The organism is Ravibacter arvi, from assembly GCF_039540405.1.
Classification (GTDB): domain Bacteria; phylum Bacteroidota; class Bacteroidia; order Cytophagales; family Spirosomataceae; genus Ravibacter; species Ravibacter arvi.
This window is the reverse complement of sequence record NZ_BAABEY010000032.1, coordinates 41,894-65,206: the sequence shown is the minus strand read 5'-3', so window position 1 is coordinate 65,206 and position 23,313 is coordinate 41,894. Positions and strand designations below refer to the sequence as shown.

Annotated in this window: 22 protein-coding genes; all 22 read right to left on the bottom strand. The window is 53.6% G+C overall.

Annotated features, from left to right (window positions below; genetic code table 11):
• Positions 1 to 780, bottom strand: a complete 780-nt coding sequence (locus tag ABD852_RS18360; RefSeq protein ID WP_345031552.1) for an HpcH/HpaI aldolase family protein — start codon at positions 778 to 780, stop codon at positions 1 to 3.
• A 13-nt stretch (positions 781 to 793) separates the two neighbouring features.
• Positions 794 to 1,594, bottom strand: coding sequence for an SDR family NAD(P)-dependent oxidoreductase (locus tag ABD852_RS18355; RefSeq protein ID WP_345031550.1), 801 nt, complete (start codon positions 1,592 to 1,594; stop codon positions 794 to 796).
• A gap of 9 nt (positions 1,595 to 1,603) precedes the next feature.
• A complete protein-coding gene (locus ABD852_RS18350; protein WP_345031548.1) occupies positions 1,604 to 2,539 on the bottom strand; it encodes an aldo/keto reductase in 936 nt (311 codons plus the stop codon).
• Positions 2,540 to 2,645: 106 nt separating this feature from the next.
• Complete coding sequence (locus ABD852_RS18345) at positions 2,646 to 3,716, bottom strand: hypothetical protein (RefSeq protein ID WP_345031547.1); 1,071 nt, start codon at positions 3,714 to 3,716, stop codon at positions 2,646 to 2,648.
• Positions 3,717 to 3,728: 12 nt separating this feature from the next.
• Entirely contained in the window at positions 3,729 to 4,556 is an 828-nt protein-coding gene (locus ABD852_RS18340) for an SMP-30/gluconolactonase/LRE family protein (protein WP_345031546.1), read from the bottom strand.
• Positions 4,553 to 6,019 (bottom strand): M81 family metallopeptidase, encoded by a 1,467-nt coding sequence (locus ABD852_RS18335; RefSeq protein ID WP_345031545.1) that lies wholly within the window; start codon positions 6,017 to 6,019, stop codon positions 4,553 to 4,555. The genes ABD852_RS18340 and ABD852_RS18335 overlap by 4 nt, the downstream gene beginning before the upstream one ends.
• Before the next feature lie 86 nt (positions 6,020 to 6,105).
• Entirely contained in the window at positions 6,106 to 6,489 is a 384-nt protein-coding gene (locus ABD852_RS18330) for a RidA family protein (RefSeq protein ID WP_345031544.1), read from the bottom strand.
• Positions 6,486 to 7,130 carry an RraA family protein gene (locus ABD852_RS18325; RefSeq protein ID WP_345031543.1) on the bottom strand — a complete coding sequence of 215 codons (645 nt, stop codon included), beginning with the start codon at positions 7,128 to 7,130 and terminating at the stop codon, positions 6,486 to 6,488. Before ABD852_RS18325 ends, ABD852_RS18330 begins: the two co-directional genes overlap by 4 nt.
• Before the next feature lie 11 nt (positions 7,131 to 7,141).
• Positions 7,142 to 8,041 carry a dihydrodipicolinate synthase family protein gene (locus tag ABD852_RS18320; RefSeq protein WP_345031542.1) on the bottom strand — a complete coding sequence of 300 codons (900 nt, stop codon included), beginning with the start codon at positions 8,039 to 8,041 and terminating at the stop codon, positions 7,142 to 7,144.
• A 28-nt stretch (positions 8,042 to 8,069) separates the two neighbouring features.
• On the bottom strand, positions 8,070 to 9,128 hold the full coding sequence (locus ABD852_RS18315; protein WP_345031541.1) for a threonine synthase: 1,059 nt from the start codon (positions 9,126 to 9,128) through the stop codon (positions 8,070 to 8,072).
• Positions 9,129 to 9,139: 11 nt separating this feature from the next.
• The gene (locus ABD852_RS18310; RefSeq protein ID WP_345031540.1) at positions 9,140 to 9,946 is read right to left on the bottom strand and encodes an SDR family NAD(P)-dependent oxidoreductase; all 807 of its coding nucleotides are present in this window, start codon (positions 9,944 to 9,946) and stop codon (positions 9,140 to 9,142) included.
• Positions 9,947 to 9,960: 14 nt separating this feature from the next.
• On the bottom strand, positions 9,961 to 10,950 hold the full coding sequence (locus ABD852_RS18305) for a succinylglutamate desuccinylase/aspartoacylase family protein (protein WP_345031539.1): 990 nt from the start codon (positions 10,948 to 10,950) through the stop codon (positions 9,961 to 9,963).
• Complete coding sequence (locus ABD852_RS18300; protein ID WP_345031537.1) at positions 10,934 to 11,740, bottom strand: SGNH/GDSL hydrolase family protein; 807 nt, start codon at positions 11,738 to 11,740, stop codon at positions 10,934 to 10,936. The genes ABD852_RS18305 and ABD852_RS18300 overlap by 17 nt, the downstream gene beginning before the upstream one ends.
• 158 nt (positions 11,741 to 11,898) lie before the next feature.
• Positions 11,899 to 14,004: an exo-alpha-sialidase gene (locus tag ABD852_RS18295; RefSeq protein ID WP_345031536.1), complete on the bottom strand. Its 2,106-nt coding sequence runs from the start codon at positions 14,002 to 14,004 to the stop codon at positions 11,899 to 11,901.
• Positions 13,994 to 15,145 (bottom strand): sialidase family protein, encoded by a 1,152-nt coding sequence (locus ABD852_RS18290; protein WP_345031535.1) that lies wholly within the window; start codon positions 15,143 to 15,145, stop codon positions 13,994 to 13,996. Before ABD852_RS18290 ends, ABD852_RS18295 begins: the two co-directional genes overlap by 11 nt.
• Positions 15,146 to 15,148: 3 nt before the next feature.
• Complete coding sequence (locus ABD852_RS18285; protein WP_345031534.1) at positions 15,149 to 16,270, bottom strand: sialidase family protein; 1,122 nt, start codon at positions 16,268 to 16,270, stop codon at positions 15,149 to 15,151.
• Between the two features lie 37 nt (positions 16,271 to 16,307).
• Positions 16,308 to 17,168, bottom strand: a complete 861-nt coding sequence (locus ABD852_RS18280) for a hypothetical protein (protein ID WP_345031532.1) — start codon at positions 17,166 to 17,168, stop codon at positions 16,308 to 16,310.
• A gap of 10 nt (positions 17,169 to 17,178) precedes the next feature.
• Positions 17,179 to 17,940 carry an SGNH/GDSL hydrolase family protein gene (locus ABD852_RS18275; protein WP_345031531.1) on the bottom strand — a complete coding sequence of 254 codons (762 nt, stop codon included), beginning with the start codon at positions 17,938 to 17,940 and terminating at the stop codon, positions 17,179 to 17,181.
• Between the two features lie 60 nt (positions 17,941 to 18,000).
• Positions 18,001 to 19,167, bottom strand: coding sequence for a sialidase family protein (locus ABD852_RS18270; protein WP_345031530.1), 1,167 nt, complete (start codon positions 19,165 to 19,167; stop codon positions 18,001 to 18,003).
• Positions 19,168 to 19,206: 39 nt separating this feature from the next.
• Positions 19,207 to 20,130 (bottom strand): dihydrodipicolinate synthase family protein, encoded by a 924-nt coding sequence (locus tag ABD852_RS18265; protein WP_345031529.1) that lies wholly within the window; start codon positions 20,128 to 20,130, stop codon positions 19,207 to 19,209.
• Positions 20,131 to 20,165: 35 nt separating this feature from the next.
• Positions 20,166 to 21,791 carry an exo-alpha-sialidase gene (locus ABD852_RS18260; protein ID WP_345031528.1) on the bottom strand — a complete coding sequence of 542 codons (1,626 nt, stop codon included), beginning with the start codon at positions 21,789 to 21,791 and terminating at the stop codon, positions 20,166 to 20,168.
• Positions 21,792 to 21,831: 40 nt separating this feature from the next.
• Entirely contained in the window at positions 21,832 to 23,304 is a 1,473-nt protein-coding gene (locus tag ABD852_RS18255) for a RagB/SusD family nutrient uptake outer membrane protein (RefSeq protein ID WP_345031527.1), read from the bottom strand.
• Between the last annotated feature and the right edge of the window lie 9 nt (positions 23,305 to 23,313).

Genomic DNA, 23,313 nt, shown 5'->3' with positions numbered 1-23,313 from the left:
TCAGCGGACAGCGCCGTTCCGGATCGCCGAGATATCGTTCTCTAGCATTAATTTAAACAGGGTCAGGTCGTTGCTGTGGATGACCATATTCAGCCCGAGTTTTATCCACTTCAACTGTATTTCCGGGCCCATCCAGAACTGAATGCCGACGTGCTTCCCGGCAGCCCTGACTTTGGTCACGATCGTGGCAACGGCCCGCTCGAAATCAGGATGGTCATATTGTTCGGGCACTCCCAGGCTGACTGAGAGATCATGAGGACCGATAAACACACCGTCAAGTCCGGGTTCGGCCAGAATTCCGTCGAGGTTCCTGATAGCGGGAGCGCTTTCGATGTTGGCAATTAACAGGTTGCCGCGGTTGAAACCGTCCAGGTACCGGCGCATTTCATCAGTCAGTACTTCCCGGCCCGATAAGAGGTCGTCTAGTTTTTCACCTTTCAGCGGCCGGTATTTGACAGCGCCTGCAAGCGCCCTCACCTGGGCTGCGGATTCAATATAAGGTGCAACGATTCCTCTTGCGCCGGCGTCCAGCGCCTGGCAAGCCAGGAACGGATCCGGTTGAGGCACTCGCACGACCGGCGTTACGCCCATGTCGCGGAGATGTTGGCAGGACAATGACAGGTCTTCCCGGTTGGCCGGAACATGTTCGGTATCAAGAAAGACGAAATCGAGTTTCGCCCCTTTTATCGCGTTGAACCAAAGCGGCGACCGGGCGATGAGGCAGGTACCGTAGACAAGCTCTCCGTTCCGGAGTTTTTGCAGAAGTGAATCAGGTTGCATTTTGAATAGCTTATTACCAGGAGGTCCACCCGCCGTCAACCAGCAGATTATGACCTGTGATGTAAGAAGAAGCTTCCGAAGCCAGGAAAACGATAGGGCCTTGAATGTCCTTGTCAACCGCGAAACGCCCCAAAGGGGTAAGCCTTTTGTAGTTGGCAACGAATTCTTCTTTCCCGGTCATTTGGTCGACACCCGGTCCATATCCTCCCGGGCTGATGCAATTGGCCCTGATGTTGTATTTCCCGTAAAAATTAGCCAGCCATTTGGTAAACCCGACCATTCCCCACTTGTCATAAGAATAATTTACAGGGCTTGTCATGCCGGTTTCACCGTAAACCGGGAAGTTCGGGCCTACTGCTCCCTGGATAGAGCTGATGTTGATGATGTTCCCGCTTCCACGCTCCCGCATATGCGTGACAGCCGCTTTTGTGATGAGCATCAGCCCGGTGGAATTGATTTTTTGCGAGGCTTCCCAGTCGGCAGCTTCCATATCTTCCAGGTTCCGGAACCCCTCCCGGGAAACCGCGTTGTTGATCAGGATATCGATCTTGCCGCTGTGGCGGATGATGTTTGCTACGAATTGCTGAATGCTGGATTCATCTGATAGATCAAGAGCCCATCCGCTCGCGGAGAAGCCTTCCCGCACTAGTTCTCCGGCAAACTCACGGCACTTGCTCCCGTCGCGGGAGGCAATAATCACTTCAGCGCCCGCGGCAGCAAGCGCCCTGGAGATCGGTGCGCCGAATAAGCCGGTCCCTCCCGTTACGATGACAGTTTTGCCTGTCAGGTCAAATAGTTCGTGGATGTTCTTCATTGGTTTGGGTTACTTTCCCCAAAGACCGGGTGTAATGACCTGGCGGGGTACGTGTTTACTAAGATTTGATAATGTGTCGCGAAGCGGGTCGGGTAACCGGGGCCCCCGGAGCAGGTCCAGGTTGGTGCGGATTTGCTCCTGGTTCTCAGCGCCGATGACCAGGCTGTCGACATGGGGCAGGTCCCTGATGAAGCCGAATGCCAGTTGCGCAACCGTCATTCCATGCTCGTCGGCCAACGTTTTTATTTTTTCCAGGAATGGTATCGCCGGTTTCAGCGTTTCGTTCAGCGCGCCCGGGGATTGAAAAAATAAACCTTGCAGGAACACACTCCGGATAAAGATAAGTTTGCCGGCCCCGTGCAGTTTTTCCAGAAGGCCTTCCGTGATCAGGGCCTGGTCAAGAACGTTCATGGGGATTTGAAGCGCTTCGAAATACGGGCTGTCATCAAGCCCATGCGCATCGGCGGAGTAATACAATGAAAGCCCGGCGTGACGAATGTAACCTTTCTCTTTCAGGCGCTCAATCATGATAGGAACAATGCGCATCACCTCTTCCATTGGCTCGCCCGGCCCTTTGTGGTAGAGGCAAACCGGTATCTGGCTGACCTGAAGGGCTTGCAGCGATTGTTCAATTGTTGTCGTGGTGCGTTGCCAGGCAGTTTCAACTGAAATGCCCGGTTCCCAATCGTATTTGAACTTTGAGACGATCAGGTCACCGGCCGGTTTATTGGCAAAATAGTTGCCGAGTACCTCTTCCGCCCTGCCATAGGTCCTGGCGCAATCAAACGTGTTGATGCCCGATTCGCGCGCCACATCCAGGATACGGAAAGCCTCTGCTTCGTTCGGGGCGCCTTTTGTGTTCGCAATTCCGTAATCCATGCCCAGCTGAATAGTGCCAAGCGATAGCTGCGAAACCCGGTAACCGTGAAAAGCGGTGTATTTCATGGGAGTTTTGAGACGTGGGATTTGAGGTTTGGGGTTTGAGGTTTGAGACGTGAGGTTTGAGACGTGAGGTTTGAGGGCGAGGTTTTGACGCCTCATCGCTCAAAGCTCACCGCTCACCCCTGATCTGAATGATTGACGGTGTTCTGATACCGGGTTTGATTTCACCGCTGACGTACAGCCAGCTGTCCTGGTAAAACACGACCGGCAGCGTTACCCTGGACGGGAAATTGTTATTCTCGCCGGGGTACTCCCAGGTATCGGAAGCGGGGTAATAGTAAAGCAGGCTTTTGGTAATGCCTGGGTGCGTACTGGCCGTGCGGTATTGGGCAGTAACGGCGTCTACGCCGCCCCAGATGATCATCCGGTCCCTGAATGCCGGCAGGGTGCCTGCAGCTGAAACGCCTCTCGGAATAACCCCCAGCACCTTCCAAGCAGCTATCCATTTCTGGCCTTCTTTTGTAAGTGTCAGGGAGTAGCCGTCCTGCAGAATATGCCGGTACTTTTCTCCTGCTGCATTGATCGCGCTATTTTCGCCGCCCATGAGAATCAAACGGTCGTTCCATACGCCGCTGGCGGGGAGCATGCGCTCGGGACCGGGCCACGGTTCTATCGTTTGCCAACCGGAGCCGGGGTTGCTGAGGTCGAGGAGCAACGCGGTTTTTGTTGGTGCTCCTGTCGGGCTTTCAGTACCGCCGAGGATAACGAGGGCGTCGCCCAGAACGGCGCCGGTCATGTAGGCCAGGGGTGTGGGAAGATGGGGCAAGGCTGAGCGCGTCAGGCTGCCCTGTACCCACTGATAGGCGCTGACCGATGACAAGTGTGCGGTTTCCGTGCAGCCACCTGCCACTATTACACTCCCGCCATAGCTAACGGAAACGCCGTAAGCGGCAGGTTCGGGCATTTTCTGGTCAGAGGTATGCCACGGGCCGCCGGGTTTCATGATGAAAATCCGGTCGTGCCATTTTTTCTTGCCGCCCTCCCAGGGGTATTTCTCCGGGAAATTGGCGCCGCCGAGAGCGATCAGTGCGCCGTTGGAAACCCCGGCATACATGCCTGCGAAACCTAGCGGATCGGGTAATGGTGAAAATTCTGACCACGTAATGGGATGAGACTGAGACATAAGGTGAATGGGAATGAGTAATGCCAGGTAAAAGAGATGGCGCAGGCGATTGACCATGATGTTTTCTTTTTAAAGCGAAATAGTGGCCAGCACGACGGCTCCCGGGCCGGGTTCGCCGAATCCGCCCGTAATCAGCAATTGTTTGAGGCGCGGCGTGTCGCTCACAAAAGCCAGGTTACTGGTAAGCGGCAGGCCGGTATCGAAAGAGCCGACGCACGCGCCGCCGGGAGAAATGATATGAACGGCCTGCATACCGTAATGGGCAACCCAGATGCGGCCCTCGTTGTCCGTTGCCAGGCCATCGGGCAAGTTCCCGACCGGGTCGTTCGAGGGGTGCTTCGGGAGATTGGCCAATACGGTGCGCCGGGGTTGGGCATTGGCAGACAAATCCACGGCAAGGACTCGGTTCCCGTAACTTTCCGCGACATACAGCGTGGTCTCGGACGGACTTAGCGCCAGGCCGTTGGCATAGTCGATCCCATCTGCAATGACCTTTTCGGTACCGTCGGCTCCCAGGAAAAAAACCTTCCCGTTTTCCCGGATCGAGTCTGTGAAATATAAATTCCCTGCTGAATCAAAAATCAGGTCATTAGGGGTTGAAAATCCGACACCTCCGCAGACACCGTCCAATACTACCTTTTCGAACCGGCCGTCGGAGTGGTGGCTGCTGATGCGTCCGTCCCGGCTTTCGCAAAACCAATGCGTACCATCCGCCCGGATCGCCTGTCCGTTGGGGCATGCTCCTTCCGCCCAGGGTTCGGTTTTTCCGTCAGCCCCTATGCGAAAAACTGTCCTACCGCTCAATGTGGTGAAGTAGAAAGCACCGTCGGTGCCGACAGCCGGGCCTTCGGTATAGAAATCAAGTTCGGCCAGTTTTTTGATTTCAGTCAGTTTCATATCATTTCCCGTTCCGGTATTTCAAAAGGAAACAGGGGTTTTCTCCGGTTATGGAATTCAAATCGGGTCATGTCAGCGCTGGTATCGCCGGGAGTATCCACCTTTACAAGATGTTTGCAAACGTCTTTGTAGGCCGCAATCGGAGCATTCACGCCTTTGGCGACAATAAAGTTGAAGGATTCCGGCGCCAGGTCAAAGGCCAGCAATTGCTGCAGACTAAAAGGAACCGTACGCATCGAGGTCAGCATGACGGTTTGCCCGGTTACGGTTTTCAGGATGACCGATGGTCCCATGTCGTAATGTACAAACCCTCCGTGCTTGGGCGTGAGCTCTTCAAATTTACCTTCAATCAGCCTGAAGCTCTCCGGATGGACCGTGTAACGGCTTTCCCCGATCATCAGCCCGGCAGGCATTTCGCCGGTTTCGCTCAGCAACCTGACGGCTTCCGGATCAAATACGCAGATGAAAGTGCCCGGAAGGCCCGCCGCATCGAGGGCTTCCAGCAAATGGGTGCTTTGTGCGGAGCTTCCGCCGCCGACGTTGTCGCCCATGTCCAGCAGCAGGATGGGTTTTTCCATTCCGTCGAATTCGGGGATCAAGTCTTCAATCCGCCGTTTTTTGCCGTTGTAGCTTTGCAGGTGGTCCGCGACAAAAGCGCGGAGGCTGCGTTCGGCCGCTTTTTCGTTGCCTTTCCCTACTTCCGAAATCATGGTAAAGGCAGACCCCAGCTCTTCGACATCAGCATAGGGGAAACCCAGCAAAAGATTGACGGCATACAGGCCGAATTCTGTTTTCACCTTGCCGGCCAATTGCAGGAGATCAAGACAGGGCGACTCGGAAGTATATTGTTGTTCGATACTGATTGCTACGGAAAGTTGTACCAGTCGGTGCGTGAACTTTTTGCCCTCCGATAGCATTTCGATTATCATCTGGGCAGCCCGGCGACCTACTTTTGCCTGGTCTATATGCGGATTGGTCTGGTAGGGAAAGAGCCCGTTGGTAGCTGCCACCATCAGCGGACTGAGATTGGCATGCGGGTCTAAGGTCCCGACAATCGGCATATCGGGCCCGGCTTTTTTGCGCACCACGTCAAGCCAATGGCCGTCCATATCGGGATACCCCTCTGCTACGCCTGCCCCGTGGGGAACGACGATGACCCCATCGTAGGGGCCGTATTGTTCAAATAATGTTAATAGGCGCTCCAGGATGGTTTCAAAAGCTTCGCGGGCGACCATTCCGCTGGGCGTTGCGTATGCGTAAAATACCGGGACAAGCTCGTAGCCGGGCTGGCCCTCAATGACTTCTATAATGCCGCTGATCTCGTGGTGAGCACCTCGGTACTCATCCAGGATAGCTTTTCCTTCCAGCCAAAAACCAGTTTGAAAGTGCTGTAGGGTAGTGGGCTGCCGGGAAAAGGTGTTGGTCTCATGGTAAATTCCAAGGAGCGCTATTCTTTTTTTCATTTGGGTAAAGGTATGAGGTATGAGGGGTGAGGTTTGAGGTATGAGGTATGAGCGGTAGCTAACACCTCACCCCTCAAACCTCATACCTACTCTTCCAATTTAAAAACAGCATCCACTTCAAACTTCAGGAGCTCACCCAGGCATCCGATCAGGGTAGTCCGGGCCGCGTAGGGCTCGTTGAAGTACTCTCTGTATATCGCGTTGAATTCTGCGAGGTATTCCTGTTTGCCCACATAATTCCGTACCTGAACGGCGTCGTCCATTTTCGCGCCGGCAGCTTCCACAATGCGCTTCAGGTTGTCGAACGACCGGCGGCATTCGCCTTCGAAAGTGTCAACCACGATTGTACCCGTGCTGTCGGTTGATGCCTGCCCCGATACGTACAGATGGCCTCCTGAAATAACGCCCGGAGAAAACGGCAGGTGACTGGTCGGGATGTTTCCCCCTTTTACTACTTTTTTGTTACTCATAATATACCGAATGTTTGATAAGCTACTTGTGCCTTCATGCCATTTTTGATGGCATCCCGCGACCGGTTTTCAGCCTTTACTTTTTGAAATGCAGCTTCCAGTACGACTTCTTCAATCGCCTTCGGAATTACCACAATCCCGTCTTCGTCGGCCATTACCAGGTCGCCGGGGTTAAAGGTAACACCATCTATCACAACAGTCACGTCGAGGTCGATCACGCGCTGCCTGTTTTGACTGTCATAGGGATTCTTTGCCGTGGCAAATACGGGAAACCCCATTTCACGCATTTTGGCCACATCCCTTACCGCCCCATGGACGATTACACCTGCACAGCCGCTGTTGCGAGCTGCGGTGGCGAGCAATTCTCCAAAAATGCCGGACCGTTCGCTGCCGTGAGCCGCTGCAATGATAACATCTCCCGGAAGGCAGGAATCTACCGCCTCCAGCTCGAGTTCATAAGGTGCTTCGTCCCGGTGAAACATATCCGACCAAAGCGTAGTTCTGCATCTTCCTACCAGTTTTTTTATGCCGGTATAAGGAAAAAAGGTACTCCTCGTAGCCTGATTAGTAAACCCCATCCCGTCCAGGACGTCTGAAATGACTGCGCTGTAAAGTTCCTGTTCAATTAACCGGAAGTCCATGTTCGAAACAGTTAAATGGTTTCTTTCATCAGGCCGTAGCTGTCCACTTCTTCCATCATGCGCACAATCTCCTCATCGTCCCAGGGCATTTCCGGCGCGAGCAACGGCGGTTTGGGCGGGCCGATGTGGATGTCATATTTGAGCGCCATCCCGCGGTTGATGAATGTCCACACGTACGGAATTATTTTTTCTATAAATCCCTGGAAGGCAAGCATGAAATCATGTGCTTCCTGCACCCGGCCTTCCAGGAAACCGGCGCGGACATGCTTGCAGGTAGGTCCAAACATGTTGTAAAATGTCCCGATTGCACCGACGGCGCCGCTGATCGCCGCCTGGCAAATAAGCTCGTCGGCGCCGCTGAAGAGTTGCCATCTGTTGCCGGCCATGTTCCTGATGGTACCGATCTCAAGCAGTTTCGCGGTGGTAAGTTTCATTCCTTTTACCTGTGGCAGGTCGAGCAGTTTTTTTATTACCTCGTTGCTGGTAGACCCGCCTATCTGGTAGGGGAAAAACGGAAGGTCTGTAGCCTGTGCAATGCGGCGGTAATGCGTAAAAGCCATTTCGCCTCCACCACCATAGTAAATAGGCCCGACTGACGAAATCCCGTCGGCGCCCTTTTCGGCAGCGTGACGGGCGAGCCGTATGGATTCTTCTGTATTCATGGCGCCCACCTGTACCATTACCGGAAGGCGTCCGTTTACAATTCGAATGGTGTGTGCGGCAATTTCTTTTCTTTCCTCTTCACTGAAAAGGAATCCCTGCCCTGTGGAGCCCAGCAGGTAAATACCATCGAGTTCCTGGCTGATCATCAGCTCGATAAGCTTTTCCAGTTGCGGAAGATTCAGTTTGCCATCAGGATGAACAGGTGTAAAAAGGGCGGGCCATACACCTTGAAATTTTTGATTACTCATTTGGATTTTTATTTACGGTAAGTTGTGATCAATTATTAAAAATATTTTTTATCGTTTCCAGAGCGGATTCAACGGGCGTTATGCCGACAGGGGGGAGCGCAAACCCGGCGTCCACTGCCGCCATGTCTTTGAAACCGCTGCCGGTAACCAGACAGACGTAATTTTTCCCGGGGTCGGCTTCTCCTTTTTCCAAGGCCACTTTAAGGCCCGCCAGCGCGACTGCCCCGGCCGGCTCAGAGAAAATGCCTTCTTTTACGGCGAGCTCGCGGTGACAGTCGAAAACACTTTCATCGGAAACGGTATAGCCGGTCCCGCCGAGGGCGGAACATGCGGCTACAACCTCCTGACCGTCGAGCACATTGGCCACCTGGAGCCCGCTGATCCGGGTGGTAGCACGGTCAGCTGCCCGGGCCGGGACACCGTTGCGCAGTGACGATGCAATGGTGTCGTTGCCGGCTGGCTGAACACAATGTACTTTTGCCGCAGCGCCGGTGGAAGAAACCCCGTTGGCTACTGCCAGGGTAAGGCCGCCGCCACCTGCCGGTACCAATATTTCAAGGTCATTCCCGCCTAGGGTGTCAACGATCTCGTGCGAGATGGTTTCAACTCCTTTCATGCCCGGTGGGCAAAATTTGTAAGCGCTGATGGGAAGCGGTATCCCTTTTTCCGAACTCAGCGCCTGGAGCAGCCCGAACACCTGTTCAGTAACAGCTGCGGACTTGCCGAAATCCCGGATCATCAGCAATTGCGCGCCGTACAGCTGCATTTGTTTTAATTTAGGTTCGGGCGCCCCGTCTACGACCAGGATGATGCAGCGGATTCCCGCCGCGGCGCTGTAGGCCGCCAGGGCAGCTCCTGTATTTCCGCTTGAGGTAGCAAGACAGATTTTATGCCCTTCGCGCACCATGTCGCTGATCAGAGCGGCGGCGAACCGGTCTTTATAGGAACCGGAGGGATTCAGGTTTTCCAGCTTGAAATACAGGTTGGGCAGGCCCAGTGCCGGACCAATCCGGCGTGATTTTACCAAGGGTGTGTTGCCTTCCCCCAGCGTAACGAGCGGGGGAGTAGTGAGATAAGAGCGGTGCATTACCATTTCATTCAAAATTCGTCGGGATATTGAAGGTTTTTAACGGAATAAGGGTTGAAATTCGGCTCGAATCCCCCATCTACGGTTAGTGTGGTGCCGCTCAGGTAGGAAGCTTCCCGGGAGCAGGCCCAGGCGATTACGGCGGCGACCTCTTCGGCCCGGCCGCCTCTCCCGAGCGGGATAAAATCGGTCAGCTGCTCGGTGAGGATTTTACTGATATTCCTTCCGTCCGGATCCACGTAATCGGCGCTCAGATCGGTGTCAATAAAACCGGGTGCGATGCCCAATACGCGTATCCCCTGTCGCCCGTAAGTAATCGCCAGCTCCTTTGTGAGGCTGTTCAACGCTCCTTTGCAGGCGACATAGGCAGTGGCTATTCCCGAAGGCCGCTCGGCCATGACGCTGGATACATTAATGATAACACCGCCTTGTCCGCCGCGTTCCATTACTTCTGCTGCCGCGCGCGCCAGGAAAAGCGGGGCGGTAAGACAAATTTTCAGGGTTTTTTCCCAGACCGGCAATGAGAGCCCCCGTACTGAGCCCGGTTCGCGCCAGGCCGCGTTGTTGACCAACACGTCGATACGCCCGAACCGATCGACGGTATGGGCGATAAGACGAGCCCAGTCTGCATCGCTGGCCAGATCGGTTTTACATACACTGACGTCGGCGCCTTCACCGGCGAGGGAATGATGGAGTATAGAAAGTCCTTCCTGGTTGATGTCGGCAAGTACAACCGCATAACCCTGGACGGCGAAAGCTTTTGCAGCAGCACTGCCTATTCCGCCCGCAGCTCCTGTTATGATGACCGTTTTTTTCAAATTTCGCAGGTTTATCAGTGGTTTTTGAACGCAGGTTGCCGGCCGTTATTTTCTTTCCCGATGCCGTCGAAGCCAATCGTGACACTTCCCGGTTTGGAAATAGGTAAAATGCCGCCCAGCGCTTCGCCTTTTTTTACTTTTACGATTTGCCGGAGCAGGAATACCAGCCCGTCGGCATCGGCTTGTATCTGGGTAGAATTGCCGGTTGCGGGGTCAAGAATATGGCCGACCCGCTCGCCCTTTTTTACGAGAGTACCCAGTGTTGTGCCGGCAATAAAGATACCGTCGGCCGGCGCGGGCATTTTTCCTTGCAGGAAACCGCTGTCGGGTCTGATGTCTTCTACCCAAAACTGTTTCCCGGCATTGTTACGCGTGGCGGCGCCAGGTACCATTTCCCAGAGCCGCAATACGTTCAGGACGCCTTCTACATAGGCAGTTGCTACGTGCGGGCGGAAGCCGGTGCCGCCGCCGTATTCCAGGTAAATGGCAGGGATACCGGCATCGCGGGCAACCGATAGGGTTCTGCCTTGCGGGAGCGGATCAGTCCCCCATACGACGGGCAGGTCGAATGCGAACGCCATTTCACGCTGAATGTCCAGCACCGCCTGGTTTTCGTGCAGCATGTAGCCCGCCAGAGGGGAAATGTCATACATCACGCCGCCGGTGTGTAGGTCAATCAGGTAATCTGCCGAGCGAATGAGTCCGCTCAATTCATAGGCGGCCCGCTCGGAAGATGATCCGTCGGGTTTCCCCGGACATATCCGGGCCATGTCCAGGCCGTCGTCCCCGTATCTTCCGGTGGAGACATAAGCCGTAGGGTTGGCGTTGGGAACCAATGTGATCCTGCCCTTCTGCAGTTGTGCGGCGAGGCGCGCGTGCAGCTCGCCGCAGGCTGCCATAGGTTCATATTCGTCGCCGTGCACACCCGCCAGTACCAGCACGTGGGGGCCGTCTTCACGGCCGGCGATTTCGTGACGTAAAATAAGTTCAGTGCTCGCCTTCATAGTATTCTCCGTTACAAGTGGGGTGTTCGGGGTCAAAAATTCCGAGCACACGGAACATCAGCCTGGCAATTTGCTGGTGCCCCCTGAAATTGGGATGCAGCCTGTCGTTGAGCCACTGGCGGTACACATCATTGAAGTATCTTTTTTGGCGGTCTTCCCAATAGGCATAGTTGTCGACCAGGATGGTTTGGAGGCCTTCCGCTACCCGCCGGATGGCAGGGATATACTCAGGAAGCGTTTTGCGCTCATCGGAAAGCCGGAGAATAATGGGATTCGGTGTATGCAATACGGGCACGGCGCCCAGCGCCCGTACTTTGTCTACAAAAGTCTTCAGGTTTTGTTCGTACACCGGGACCGGCAAATCGGCTTTTGCACAGTCGTTTGTGCCGATCATGATCGATACCACGGAAGGGTTGAACTTTGCAATGCGCCAATCGAAGTCGTCGAGGATCATCCGCGTCGTCTGGGAGCTGATACCTGTGTTGATCACCCAATCGCGGGTCCGGGCCAATTCCCAGCGCATGCGTTCCTCGAAAATTTCGGGATAGGAACGATAGCCTTCCGTGTGCTTGGCGCCATGCGTAATACTGTCCCCTGTGAACAACCAGACATTCGGCTCTTTTTTCGCGAGCAGGCCTTTTATCACAGCCAGGTCAGGAACTTCTTTCACCGGGGGAAAATGGGGGGCGTTCCCATGCGCGGCAGACATGGAAACCGCGGCGAGCGGTAGTCCCGCACCGGCCCCAAGGAGGAAACTCCTCCTGCTGAATATCGTTTTTTTCTTGTTCATTTGTGGTGGTGGTTGGAACTCGGAAATCGGAAATCGGAACTCGGCCCGTTCTATCCTGATTACCGATTCTTTGAATACTGATTTCTGATTTCTGATTTCTGATTTCCGATTTCTGATTTCCGATTTCTGACTACCGACTTCCGATTTCTGATTTCCGATTACCGACTTCCGATTACCGACTTCCCCCTCGCCGGGAACCACATCACCATCGGATCAGGGCCGAGACCTGTTTTGATAATGTCTATTACTTCCATTTTTTGGAGATCGATTACGTGAATGCCGTCGGAAACGGTTTTGTGGGCTTCCGATTTTTCGGATCCGTCTTTAAAAACCTCCGCTTTTCTGGAATCTTCACAGCCGACAAAGACATAGCGGCCCTCGGACGAAAGCTCAACTCCTATGGCAAAATCACCTACGGGGATCCGCTTGATCTCTTTTTTTGTCCTGGTGTCGATAATGGTCAGCTTTCCGTCCTTTACCCAATTGGCGACCAGCGCCTGTGAGCCGTCTTTGGTAAACCGTATGCGGACCGGCATACCTTCGCAGGGAAAAGTCTCTTCCGGTTGCCAGGTAGCGACGTCTATGACAGTGATGGAACCGGCGGTTTGGTTCAGCGCCCAGAGCTTTTTATGATCAGGGGTAAATGCCATTCCTTCAACCCCCGCTCCGGCGGGAATCTGCCGTAGCAGCCCGCCGGTCTTGCGGTCTATCACCGAGATGTTTTCGGAGACAATATTGGCAGTAAGCAGGTATTTTCCGTCCGGTGAAATATAGACCATGTGCGAGATTTTGCCGTGTGTCGGGATATTCCTGACCACTTTGTTCGTTTTGGTGTCCACCTCCACCACAAACCCGGTCTGTCCTGCAGTGAAATACGCGCGCTTTCCGTCCGGGGCCATGGCCGTACCGTGAATCCGCCCGATTTCTCCGGTGCTGATCTGGCTGATGTGCTTCCTGTTTTTCAGATCTATAACCGAGATCGTGTTACCCGGGGGCGCATAATTGGACAAATAGGCAAAACGCTGATCGGGCGTCACGATAATTTCGTGCGGATTGGGTCCGGTAGAAATGGTCTGAAGCACATCGCGTCCTATCGGATCTACGAAAGAAAGCGTATTGGAATGCTTGTTTGCGGCAAGCAGAAGCGGGAGCTCTTTCTTCAGCCTGTAAAGTTCCCGGAGGGCGTATCGCCTGATTTTTATGCTGAAACCCGGGTCGTTGTCGGGTTTTACATAATAGGCAAAAAGCGCGTGACCTTCCTGGAAATGGATGGCTGTATAAGCATAGGTTTCGTCCGGGTTGTTTTCCAGGTCCGCGACTGCCTGCCAGGTCAAACCGTTGTCCGGGGAAATAGAAACAGTAAGCGGCGTGCGTTTCGATTTAAAGTAGCCGGGACCGGAGGCGCCGTTGTTGTTAGCTACCGCCAGGAGGTCATTGCTGCCGGGAATACGCTTTACTGAGGCCGGCGACAAAGGGGAACGGAGCCCGCTTTGCGTGGCAGGAGCCCAGGTGATCCCGCCGTCTGCAGAGTATGCCTGGAATTGGCGCCCGCCACTGGCACGGATAATCATCATTACCCGGCCGTCAGCCAATTCTACTACCCCGGGTTCCTGTGTAATGACCGAGTCGGGCGCGGGCAGGGCATTGCCTGTTTTCCACGACAGGCCGTCGTCGTCGGAATAGTAGCACCGAAGCTGGCCCTTGTTGCTCCACTCGGTTGCCTTCGTTTTGTGAAGCGAAACCGGGACGAGGATACGGCCGCTACGCAACTGGATGACCCGGTCGTTATTGACCACGAAATAGCCGGTCTTATCTGTTATGACGGGTTTGGGAGCGGACCAGGTTGACGCCTCGTCGTCAGAAAACCTGATTTGAGGGATGCAGTCATCCAATGAATTTTTCCGGGCATAAATCAGCGCAATCCGGCCGTTGCGAAGACGCAGCAACGATACGGACATGACGTTCATGTCGCCTTCCCGGTCAATGATCAGCTTGTCGGTTTGGGTCCATGTCCTGCCATTGTCGCCTGATATCCGGCCCATCAGCCGGGCAGGCGCATGGTCGCTGGAAGACCCCTCAAAGCGGGAGTATACATAAAGGATTCTGCCGTCCTTTAACCTGACAAAACTTCCCTCTGAATTCCGGGGGTTGTTGGCGTCGGTCGTGAGATGCAGAACCATTTCACCGGCGGAACTTTTCTGACCGGAGGCAGCGTGGAGTAAGCACAAGCACCCGATCAGGACGCCTAAAAACTTACTTCTCATACAGCCAGGCCGGGTTGATTTTCGAAATATTGGTTATAGACAGGCCGGTACCCTTCGATCTTTCCCCGGCGCAATAGCTCAGCAGGAGATCGCCCGTTTTCAGAAACCGTACAGCGGTATAGCAATAGTAGCCGTCAGGATCGTGGTGGAGGGTTTTGATATTCCGCCAGGTAAGGCCTTCATTGGTGGAAATTGCTATATTAAGGGGGTTGCGTTTCCCGTATTTTAGACCCATTTCGCCAAAATTGTTCCAAACCAGCACCAGGTGGCCGGTTGCGGGGTCTCTTGCGATGGTAGCCGGCGACAGCGGCGAAGGGATATTGGAAGGAAACGCTTTGCCCCAGGTTTTGCCCTTGTCTTTCGAAACGGACAGGTACTGCATACCGGCATCGGTACGGATGTACATCATCACGGAACCATCTTTTAGTTCAACCAGCCCGGGCTCCTGCGCCATCACATCGGGATGGACCTCTACTTTTGCGCTTCTCTTCCAGCTTTTACCCTGGTCATCCGAGAAGTAGGTATAGAGGATGCCGTAGTTATTGAATTTTTTCTCCAGCTCCTCGGCGCTCAAGCCTTTTGCTTCGGTATTATGCAACGCCACGGGCATCAGCAGTCTTCCGCCCGCCAGCTGGAGTACCCGTGCATTGTTGAGCACATAGTACCCGGGCTGATCGGTGATGCAGGGCACCGGGGCGCTCCAGGAGTTCCCTTCGTCGGATGAGACCCGCATCATGGGGATGCAATCGGCAATTGAGTTCTTCCTGGCATAAAAGAGCGCTATTTTCCCGTTTTTCAACCGGAGCAACGAGACTGACATAACGTTGGTAGCGCCCTCGTTCTTAACCACAATTTTATCCTCGGCGGTCCAGGTTTTTCCGCCGTCGGCAGACCACCTGGCGGCCAGGTCGGAGCTTCCGAAATCGCTGGCGGAACTGCCCGTAAACCGGGAGTAAACGTACAGGATGCGGCCATCGCTGAGCTCCACGAAATCGCCTTCGCTGTTACGGGGGTTATTGGGGCCGGGCTGCAGCTGAAGCACCACTTCGGGGGCCGTCTGCGCATAAGCCGACCGGCCGTTCAGCGTAACAATAATCAGCAGGAGGCAGAGCCTGCAGTAAAATGGTCGGGAGAAATTCATGGTCTAACGCAGGGATTTCAGTGGAATACGTTTAATAATGATACCGCGGGTATGCCAGTCGAAATAATTCAGCAGGGCATCGTCTTTGGTAAAATGAATGCTGGTGTAGCAATAGGAACCCTGTGGGTCGGTTTCAATGTCGGAGATACGCTTCCACGTTTTTCCATTGTCAACCGAGGTTCCTATCGTCATCGGGGTTCTCTTGTTCTTACGCGAGGCTTCTTTCTGGTCGTTGTTGTTCCAGACGAGCAGCAGTTTGTTGCTGCCCGGGATGCGCGCGATACTGGCGGGAGACAGTGGTGAAACAATAGTTGATTTTTCGACCTGTTGCCAGCTTTCCCCTTTGTCCGACGAGGTAGCGTAATACTGGACGCCCGCATCGGAACGGATGAACATCAGGATATTCCCGTTTTTTAACGCGACAACGCCTGGTTCCTGCGCAATTACGTCGTCAGGAACAGCTACACGGTCGCTTCGCTTCCAGCTTTTCCCTTCGTCGTCAGAGTAGTAGCAGAATATTTTCCCGTAATTGTTGAAGCTTTTTTCCAGCTCGGTAATCGACGCGCCTTCTTTGAAAGTCGAAGTGTGAAGCGCAACAGGCATCAGCAGGCGCCCGCCCGGCAGCTGAATCACCCGGTTATTGTTCAAAACATAATAACCCATCTCATCGGTGATGCAGACGGTGGGCGCTCCCCAGGTTTTTCCTTCGTCGGATGAGATCCGCAGGAGCGGGAGGCAGTCGGCCAGGCCATTTTTACGGAGATAGAAAAGCGCAATTTTCCCGGATTTCAACCGTAGCAGGGAAACCGACATAATGTTCATCCTGCCCTCGTTTTTCAGGACCAGGTGATCTTCGGCGTCCCAGGTTTTCCCATTGTCGCGGGAGTACCTGGCTACGAGGTCGGACCCGCCGAAATCGCTCGAGGAATTGCCTGTAAACCGGGTGTAGACCAGCATGATGGTGCCGTCTTTGAGCGTAACGAAATCCCCTTCGCTATTTCTGGGATTGTCAGGGCCCGGTTTAATATGCAAAGCTGTTAGGGCATTCTGCGCCTGGAGCGATCCGGAAAACGGAAGCCCGGCCAGGAATAGCAAACAAGTAATTTTCTGAAAAAAGAGTCTCATGTGGTAGGGAGTAAGTTCTGACCGTTTTGTTGTGTACCTATTCTACTGCATAAACCCGGTTAACGGCCCGGAAGGTTGCCAGCTCGGAATAATGCATCACCATTTTAACGGTCCTGCCATTTTCGGTTACCGGAACCGGGGCTTCGATCACGAAATCGGCAAAGTCCGGCGCATTGAAGGCAATAAAGGCGGGCCGCAGGGCGTCCATCGGTTCGTCGTATATCTTCGTGAGGTCAGGAAGCATGACAGGGCCGGTGTCGGTCTGGTACATTTTGGTTTCGGAATTGATGTTCATGGTTTTACATGGACATTCAATCATTGCCGAGAGGCCCGTGACCTCGTTGGTAATTTCAGTTTGGGTAACGATGGGGATGCCTTCCAGTGTGGCTTCTTTTATTTTTTCAAAAGTGTCAAGCAGGGTAATGGACGAGGGGTGGGGAAGACGGATGATCGGATCGGCGCCCCAGGTATCGGACATTAGCTGCACCTTTCGGTAGCCGGCACGTTCATCGAAATGCCGGCGGAAAATGAGCACTTTTTCTTTCCCGAAAACAGGAAGAAAATCGTAATTGTCCTGGTAAAACAGGTTTTTCGGGGCAAAAGTATCTTCGCTTTTGCAGGACGCTCCCTGGAAATAGACTTCTTCGGTACCGGCTTTGCCGTTGCGCACAATCGTACGGCTTTCGATCCACATTCTCACCGAGTTCGAGTGGGAAGATTTGCCGGAGTTGCAAATGAAGGAGCGGCCATAGTCGAGGCACTCCGCGGCTTCGCCGGATTTTTCAGGAGCAGCCGGTTTTTTCTCAGCCCCTTCCCGGTTACCAGTGGTACAGGCGGCAACAGTGAGGGTGGAGGCTAGCGCAAGGCCGGACTGAAGAAAATTTCGTCGGGTAGTCATGGGTTTGGGATTACTTAACGTGATAGATTTTCAGGATTTCCCTGGTAAGGTTTTCGGCAATGATTTCGTGGCCGTTGTCGTTGGGGTGAACCCCGTCGAGGAGCAGCTCGTCCAGCTTTTCTTCACCCTGTTTTTTGGCCTTGGAGAACACCTTGAAATTGTCGACCAGCCCAAGTCGGTTTTTACGCGCAAGGCGGCGCATGGTTTTGACATACAATTCCAAGCGGTCATTCTGGATCTTACCATACTTTTCGCCAAGCACATTTGGTGTAATGAGAATGATTTTAACACCGTTGTTTTTTAGCGCTGCAATCATAAAAGCCAGGTTCTCCCTGAATTGATCCAGTGGTATGCGCGAAGGGCCGCCCTCCACTTTGCTGTCAATATGTGCATCGTTGGTGCCGAAGCCGATGGTGACCAGGTCGGGATGACGTTCCATGACATCAGTCTCAAACCGGTCTCTTGCATGCCTGATTTTAAACAGGTTGTGGTCTTTTACAGAGCCTGTATGGCTGCCGGGTATGCCTGCGTTGATCACCTCGGCGGCTACACCGTGAACGCTCAGCAACGCGGGTATTCGCTGGGCAAATACCTGCCGGACGGTCGCCCTGGTTGCGGTAATGGAATTGCCGAAAGCAACGATCCTGATACGGAGAGAGTCTGCGTGTTTTTCCGTGGCCCGGAGACCGCTGCCGGCGAAAGCGAAGCTGCCCGGAAAAAGCAGCGCGGCTACCAGAAGTATTTGCAGGAAAAATCCGGGTTTACGCTCCATGATGCTGAGTTAAAGACAGGCCGGACGCGGTGTTCGGCGTGGCAAGCTAAAATTAAATGTTTACAAAAGATCTTTTTCCAGAATTTTGAAGCTCAGATACCCGCCGAATGCTGCGTAGGTGGTTGAAATCCAGATTTCTCCGGGGCTTCGTTCAAAAACCCGGGGATAGGCCAGGTTTTTACCTTTGCTTTTATCGGTTACTCGTGCCACAACAATCGGGTCGGACCAGGATTTGCCGTCATCATCCGAAAACATTACCGACAGCTCACCCCTGTGGTTGCTGTGCGGAACCTCGCTTGAAATTCCGTCGCCTCCTGATAAGGGAAACGAGTCTTTCCCTTCCGGAAAGGGCCTGTTCCAGACAAGGAAGAGACGGCCGCTGGCGAGTCTGGTGAGCAGCCCGGGAGCCGAGCTGGCCGCAATTTTGGTCGGTTTGAATTTTTTCCAGGTAAGTCCCTGGTTCTCGGAGATCGTCTCCCAGAAAACCCCCCAGTTGGTACGCATGAGCATCCAGATGCGACCGTCTTTGAGCTGCTCAAGGGTGGATTCGACTACGCCGCTGTGGTGCCCGACCCCGCCGAGGTCGATGACGTTTGACCTGATCCAGTTAAGTCCGTTGTTTTTTGAAGTATAGGTAATGACGGTATGGTGACCCGGGTTGTGCCTGAACATCATGGAAGTGAAAATAATGTTCCCTTCTTTGGTTTCTATGATATCGCGGTTGGCTCCTGTCCACTCATCGTGAAGTTTCTGAAGGTCCTGCCAGGTTTTGCCGCCGTCGAGACTCCTGATTGCATAGGTAGGAATGGTAGCTTCGGGCGAATCGGCAATGTCGTTGTTCCAGTTCCAGTTGGCTTTTTCCACGTCATTGGCAAAGGCCAGGATGATAGCGCCCGACCGGGTTTTGAGCAGGACCCGTTCTATCCGGATATCGAACCGGGCCGAATCCTGGAAGATGGAATATTCCTTCCAGGTCTTGCCGCCGTCATGGCTGATACAGCTCTTGTTTTTCTCAATTGTAAGAATCCCGCCGTCGTCAAGGTTGACGAACGGGCCGGTTTTGAGGTAAGACATGTCCACCGCTTTGTTGTGAATCAGGTAGCCGTGGGTAGTCGGAACCGTGGTGGCATGCTTGCTTTTCTGAGCTTCTGACCGGATCCCTGTAAAAAGACAGGCGAGAGTTAATCCGAAACAGAAGCGGCGCAGGGCAGGAACAGTCATCATCATAAGTTTAGGAAAGGGATGGTGAAGTAATCGGTTTTAGGGTCAATGTGCGGAATCGATGCCGTTCGCCGCATTCTCTACTTTTTTCAAGAGGGCAAGCACCTCGTTTTCGTCCCATGGCGATTGACAAAAGCCGAGGGGAGGGTTAGGAATGCCGAGCTCGATGTCGTATTTCAATTTCAGAGCCTGGTCGAAGAAAGACCATGCGTTGGGCAGAACGTGATGAATAGCTTCCTGGAAGGCAAACATGAATTTTGTGCCCAGCTCAATATCTCCCGCCAAAAAAGCGGCTCTTACTTTCCGGCACTCGGCCCCCCAGATGTTGTAGAAACTTCCTATCGCACCGACAGTACCGCACATGGCCCCCTGGCAAAGCAGCTCGTCAGCCCCGCTGAACAGTTTCAGCCGGCCTTCGGACAGCACATGCATCAGGCTGATTTCGTACAGGTTTTGAGTTGTAAGCTTCATTCCGCAAATATTTGGCAATTGAAGCAGGCTTTCAATGTACGGGCGTGCTTCTCCGCCGAAAATGCTGTTGTTGCCGATGTGATAGGGGAAAAATGGTATGGATACGGACGATGCGATGGCACGGTAATGCTCCATTCCACGGCCGCCACCCGAGGGATAATAAATGGGCGCTACGGTAGAAATGCCGAATACCCCGAGCTTTTGTGCTTCTTTGGCAAGGCGTACCGATTCATGCGTATTCAGCGCACCGACCTGGGCGATAACGGGTACTCTCGCTGCCGCCGCTTCCATAACGGCCGCCGTAATCCGGGTTCTCTCCGCTTCGTCAAACAGGAAGCCCTGACCGGTAGAGCCCAGTATGTACAAGCCGTCAAGGCCCTCCGCAATCAGGACTTCGACGAGTTTCCGGAGCTGTTCATAGTCAGGGGATCCGTTTTTGTCGACTGGTGTCAGCAGGGCAGGCCAAACGCCCGTTAATTTACTTTCTATAGTGTTCATGTGCTTTCCGGTTAACCCCTTTTGTTGGTTTGAACTTATGGTATTTGATAATAAGAAAACTCGTTTATTCCGATCCCGCTTTCACTTTTGCCGCCATTTGAAATGACTTTCATTCTAAGGTAGTTCACGCCGGAACCGGAGGTTTTCGAAAGCGACGGTCCTGCAAGCAGCCGATCGTTGAGGTGAATAGAAGCCGTTTGCGCTTCGGTATCCCATTTTATTTTCATGATTTGCATTCCTTCCATCGACTGCCCGGGGGAAAGACGGAAAGTAAAAACGGCGTGATCCGCCGCCATAGCGTCTGCCGGGATTGAAAAGTGATCGGCTAAGGCGACCTGCAGTCCGGGCGGGTTCTTCTTCAGATCTACCTTCACCTCAATTTCCCCCTTTTTTGAAATGGGGAAGTTCTGAACCCATTCCGTGGTTGCCGACAACTCTTTTGCTGCATTTCCGGTAGCGGTCCGGGTATTGGTTTCTTCAAGCCAGTCCGGGTCAAACCGTACGATCGATTTGCTTTCTCCCTGCCCTGATACCAATATCACCAGGCCGTCGGACGTTTCTGTCGCCGACGGATACGCGGTTCCGCGGTCGCCCTTTTCCACAGCTGTTTTTGGAGGACTTTCGCGAAGCACTTCCCTGAAACCCTTCCAGGTTTTTCCGTCGTCGCCGGAAATAGCGGCATGGAGCACCTCCCTACCGCCGAAGGCGTAGCTGTTCGGGTTATCCCACCTTTGGTTCATATTGAGGAACAGGACAATACGGCCGTCTTTCAGCCTGAGAAAAGCGGCCGGGGAGTCGGATGAAACAAGTTCAGACGGTTTTGGGACTGTCCAGTTTTCTCCGGAATCCTGCGAGGAGGATTCGTAAAGAGTGCCTTTGTTAGTGCGGATCAGCATCCGGAGATTGTTGTCTTTCAGCTGGATAACATCCGGCTCTATCGCACCGTACCTGGTAGCTTTGCTGCCGTCGACTTCAATGTTCAGCGGGCGGGGTGCCTCCGACCAGGTTTCTCCACTGTCGTCCGACCATAGTGTCAATACCTCGTTCCACCCGTAGTCGGGTTCACCAGACGCCGGTTTCGCCAGTCGCGACGGGACGGCCCTCCCGAAGCTGGTTATCAGCCTTCCCGACCTGAGTTGCATAAAGCACCTCAGGGAACCTACGTAGCCGTTGTAGATCTTTCGGGGCTTTTTCCAGGTGCCTGTTCCGTTTTCCTTGCGTGTGTACCACAAGTCAAGATGCCTGCCCCTGTAGCCGTTTCCGCCTTCCGCCCATAGGTGGAAGATGCAATGCAGGACACCTTTGTTGTCGACCATCACCCGGTTGGCATAATAGGCGGTACCGGGTAATTCCAACTCGACTTCGGGTTCACGCCAGTTTATTCCGTCTGCAGACCATACCGACATCAAGCGGTTTGCTTCTCCGGGCCGGTTGATATAAAAGATCCGGTGTCCACCATTGCTGAGGGTTACAATCGTTGCTTCGTTGGTCGGCGCCGGACCTGTTACCCGGGGGGCAAAAACCGGCGTTGGTTCATCGTCATTTTTTACGCTTTTCTCCCGGTTTTCAATTCCCGCCATCAGGCCTGTTGAAGGAAAAACCTTCAACAAAAGGATGACCAGACCGACCAGGGAAGTAGTAGTGAAAAGCCTTCGTGTCATGTGAACAAACGCTAATAATGCCTGCCAGGGTTGATCCGGATCAGTATCCCGGGGTTTGAGTAAGTTTGGAGTTAAGGCTCATGGTACCGACTGAAAGCGGCCAGAGCAGTAAATACTGATCCTTTTCGCGGCCTTTTAACGAAGGAACCTTTTCAAAAGCTTTGTTGAACCTCACGAGGTCCCACCAGCGCTTTCCTTCAAAAGCAAATTCAAAGAGCCGTTCCTGCAGGATCGCTTCGTCGTTTTCGGCTCTGCTTCCCGCCACATAGGTGTGCGCGGCATACTTGTCCTTGTAAGCGCGCTGGCGAATCTGGTTGACTTCGGCGGAGGGGTCCTGCCCGAGCAGGTTTTTGGCCTCGGCTTTCAGCAGAACGAGATCAGCATAGCGGTAGATCACAATGTCATCAAGAAAGCGCCGGGTACCATTTTCAACGAAACCCTTCGCTTTCAGTACAACTGATGTAACAAAAGACCTGTTGCCGTTGTCGTTCCGGTATACCTCGACAAAGCTGGCGCTGCGCCGCTGATCGTCTGTGCTGAACTGGTTCCGGAGCGTTGCCGATGGGGCCCACCAGTTAAACCCGCCCGGCGTTCCTATCGCCAGCTTGGTGTCGGCGTCGGTGCTCGCGGGTAAGTCGCTGGGGTTGATGTACATATCGGCGAAAAAATTGGTAGTGGCTTCCAGATCTGCAAACCGGGTGGCAAAAATGACCTCTTTGTTCCCTTTATTGGTGAATGCGAAAATCTGTGAAAAATCCGGTAGAAGTGACACATCGGACTTTTCGGCGTCTTCGAGTGCCTCCAGCGCAATCGCCGCGTCGCCGTTGTCCCCGCCCATTCTTCTCGACGTCCAGAGATGAACGTCCGCCTTCAGCAGATTGACTGCCGGCTTGGACCAGAAACTTCTGCCCGCCGGGAAGGTATTGTTAGCAAACAGGGAGAGTGACTGCGCAATGTCCGACTTGATCAGTGTAAATACCTCTGCCTGGGGATTCCGGGCTTTGAACGTTGTCTCGGGATTATAGCCTTCTACCGGTTCGACTGAAATAGGTACGTCACCCCAGGTCCTGGCCATGACATAGTAGCAGAAAGCGCGCATCGCGTAGGCCTGCGCAAGAACACCGTTTTTAGTGGGTTCGGAGGTAAAGCTGATGCCCGGCACATACTTGATGACCAGGTTGGCGAGATTGACGGTTTTATACAATTCAATCCAGGTACGGTCTGCATTGGTGGCAGTCATTGTGTTTTCGAAGTACTTGATCCGGTAGTCAGCATTCTGAATACCATGGCTCATGGCTTCGCTCCGCGCTTCCCCGAGCAGGATCAGTTCTGCCTGGGTAAAGTTTCTGAACTGCGCATACATCCCGTTCAGCGCTCCCTGGGCGTCCTGTTCGGAGTTCCAGAAAGAGTTGGCGCTGATGACGCTTGTGGGTTTCAGATCAATTATACTGTCGCAGGAAGATGCCGTGAACAGGCATAGTCCCAATGCGGTTATTTTTAGATAATGATTCATGATAGTCGG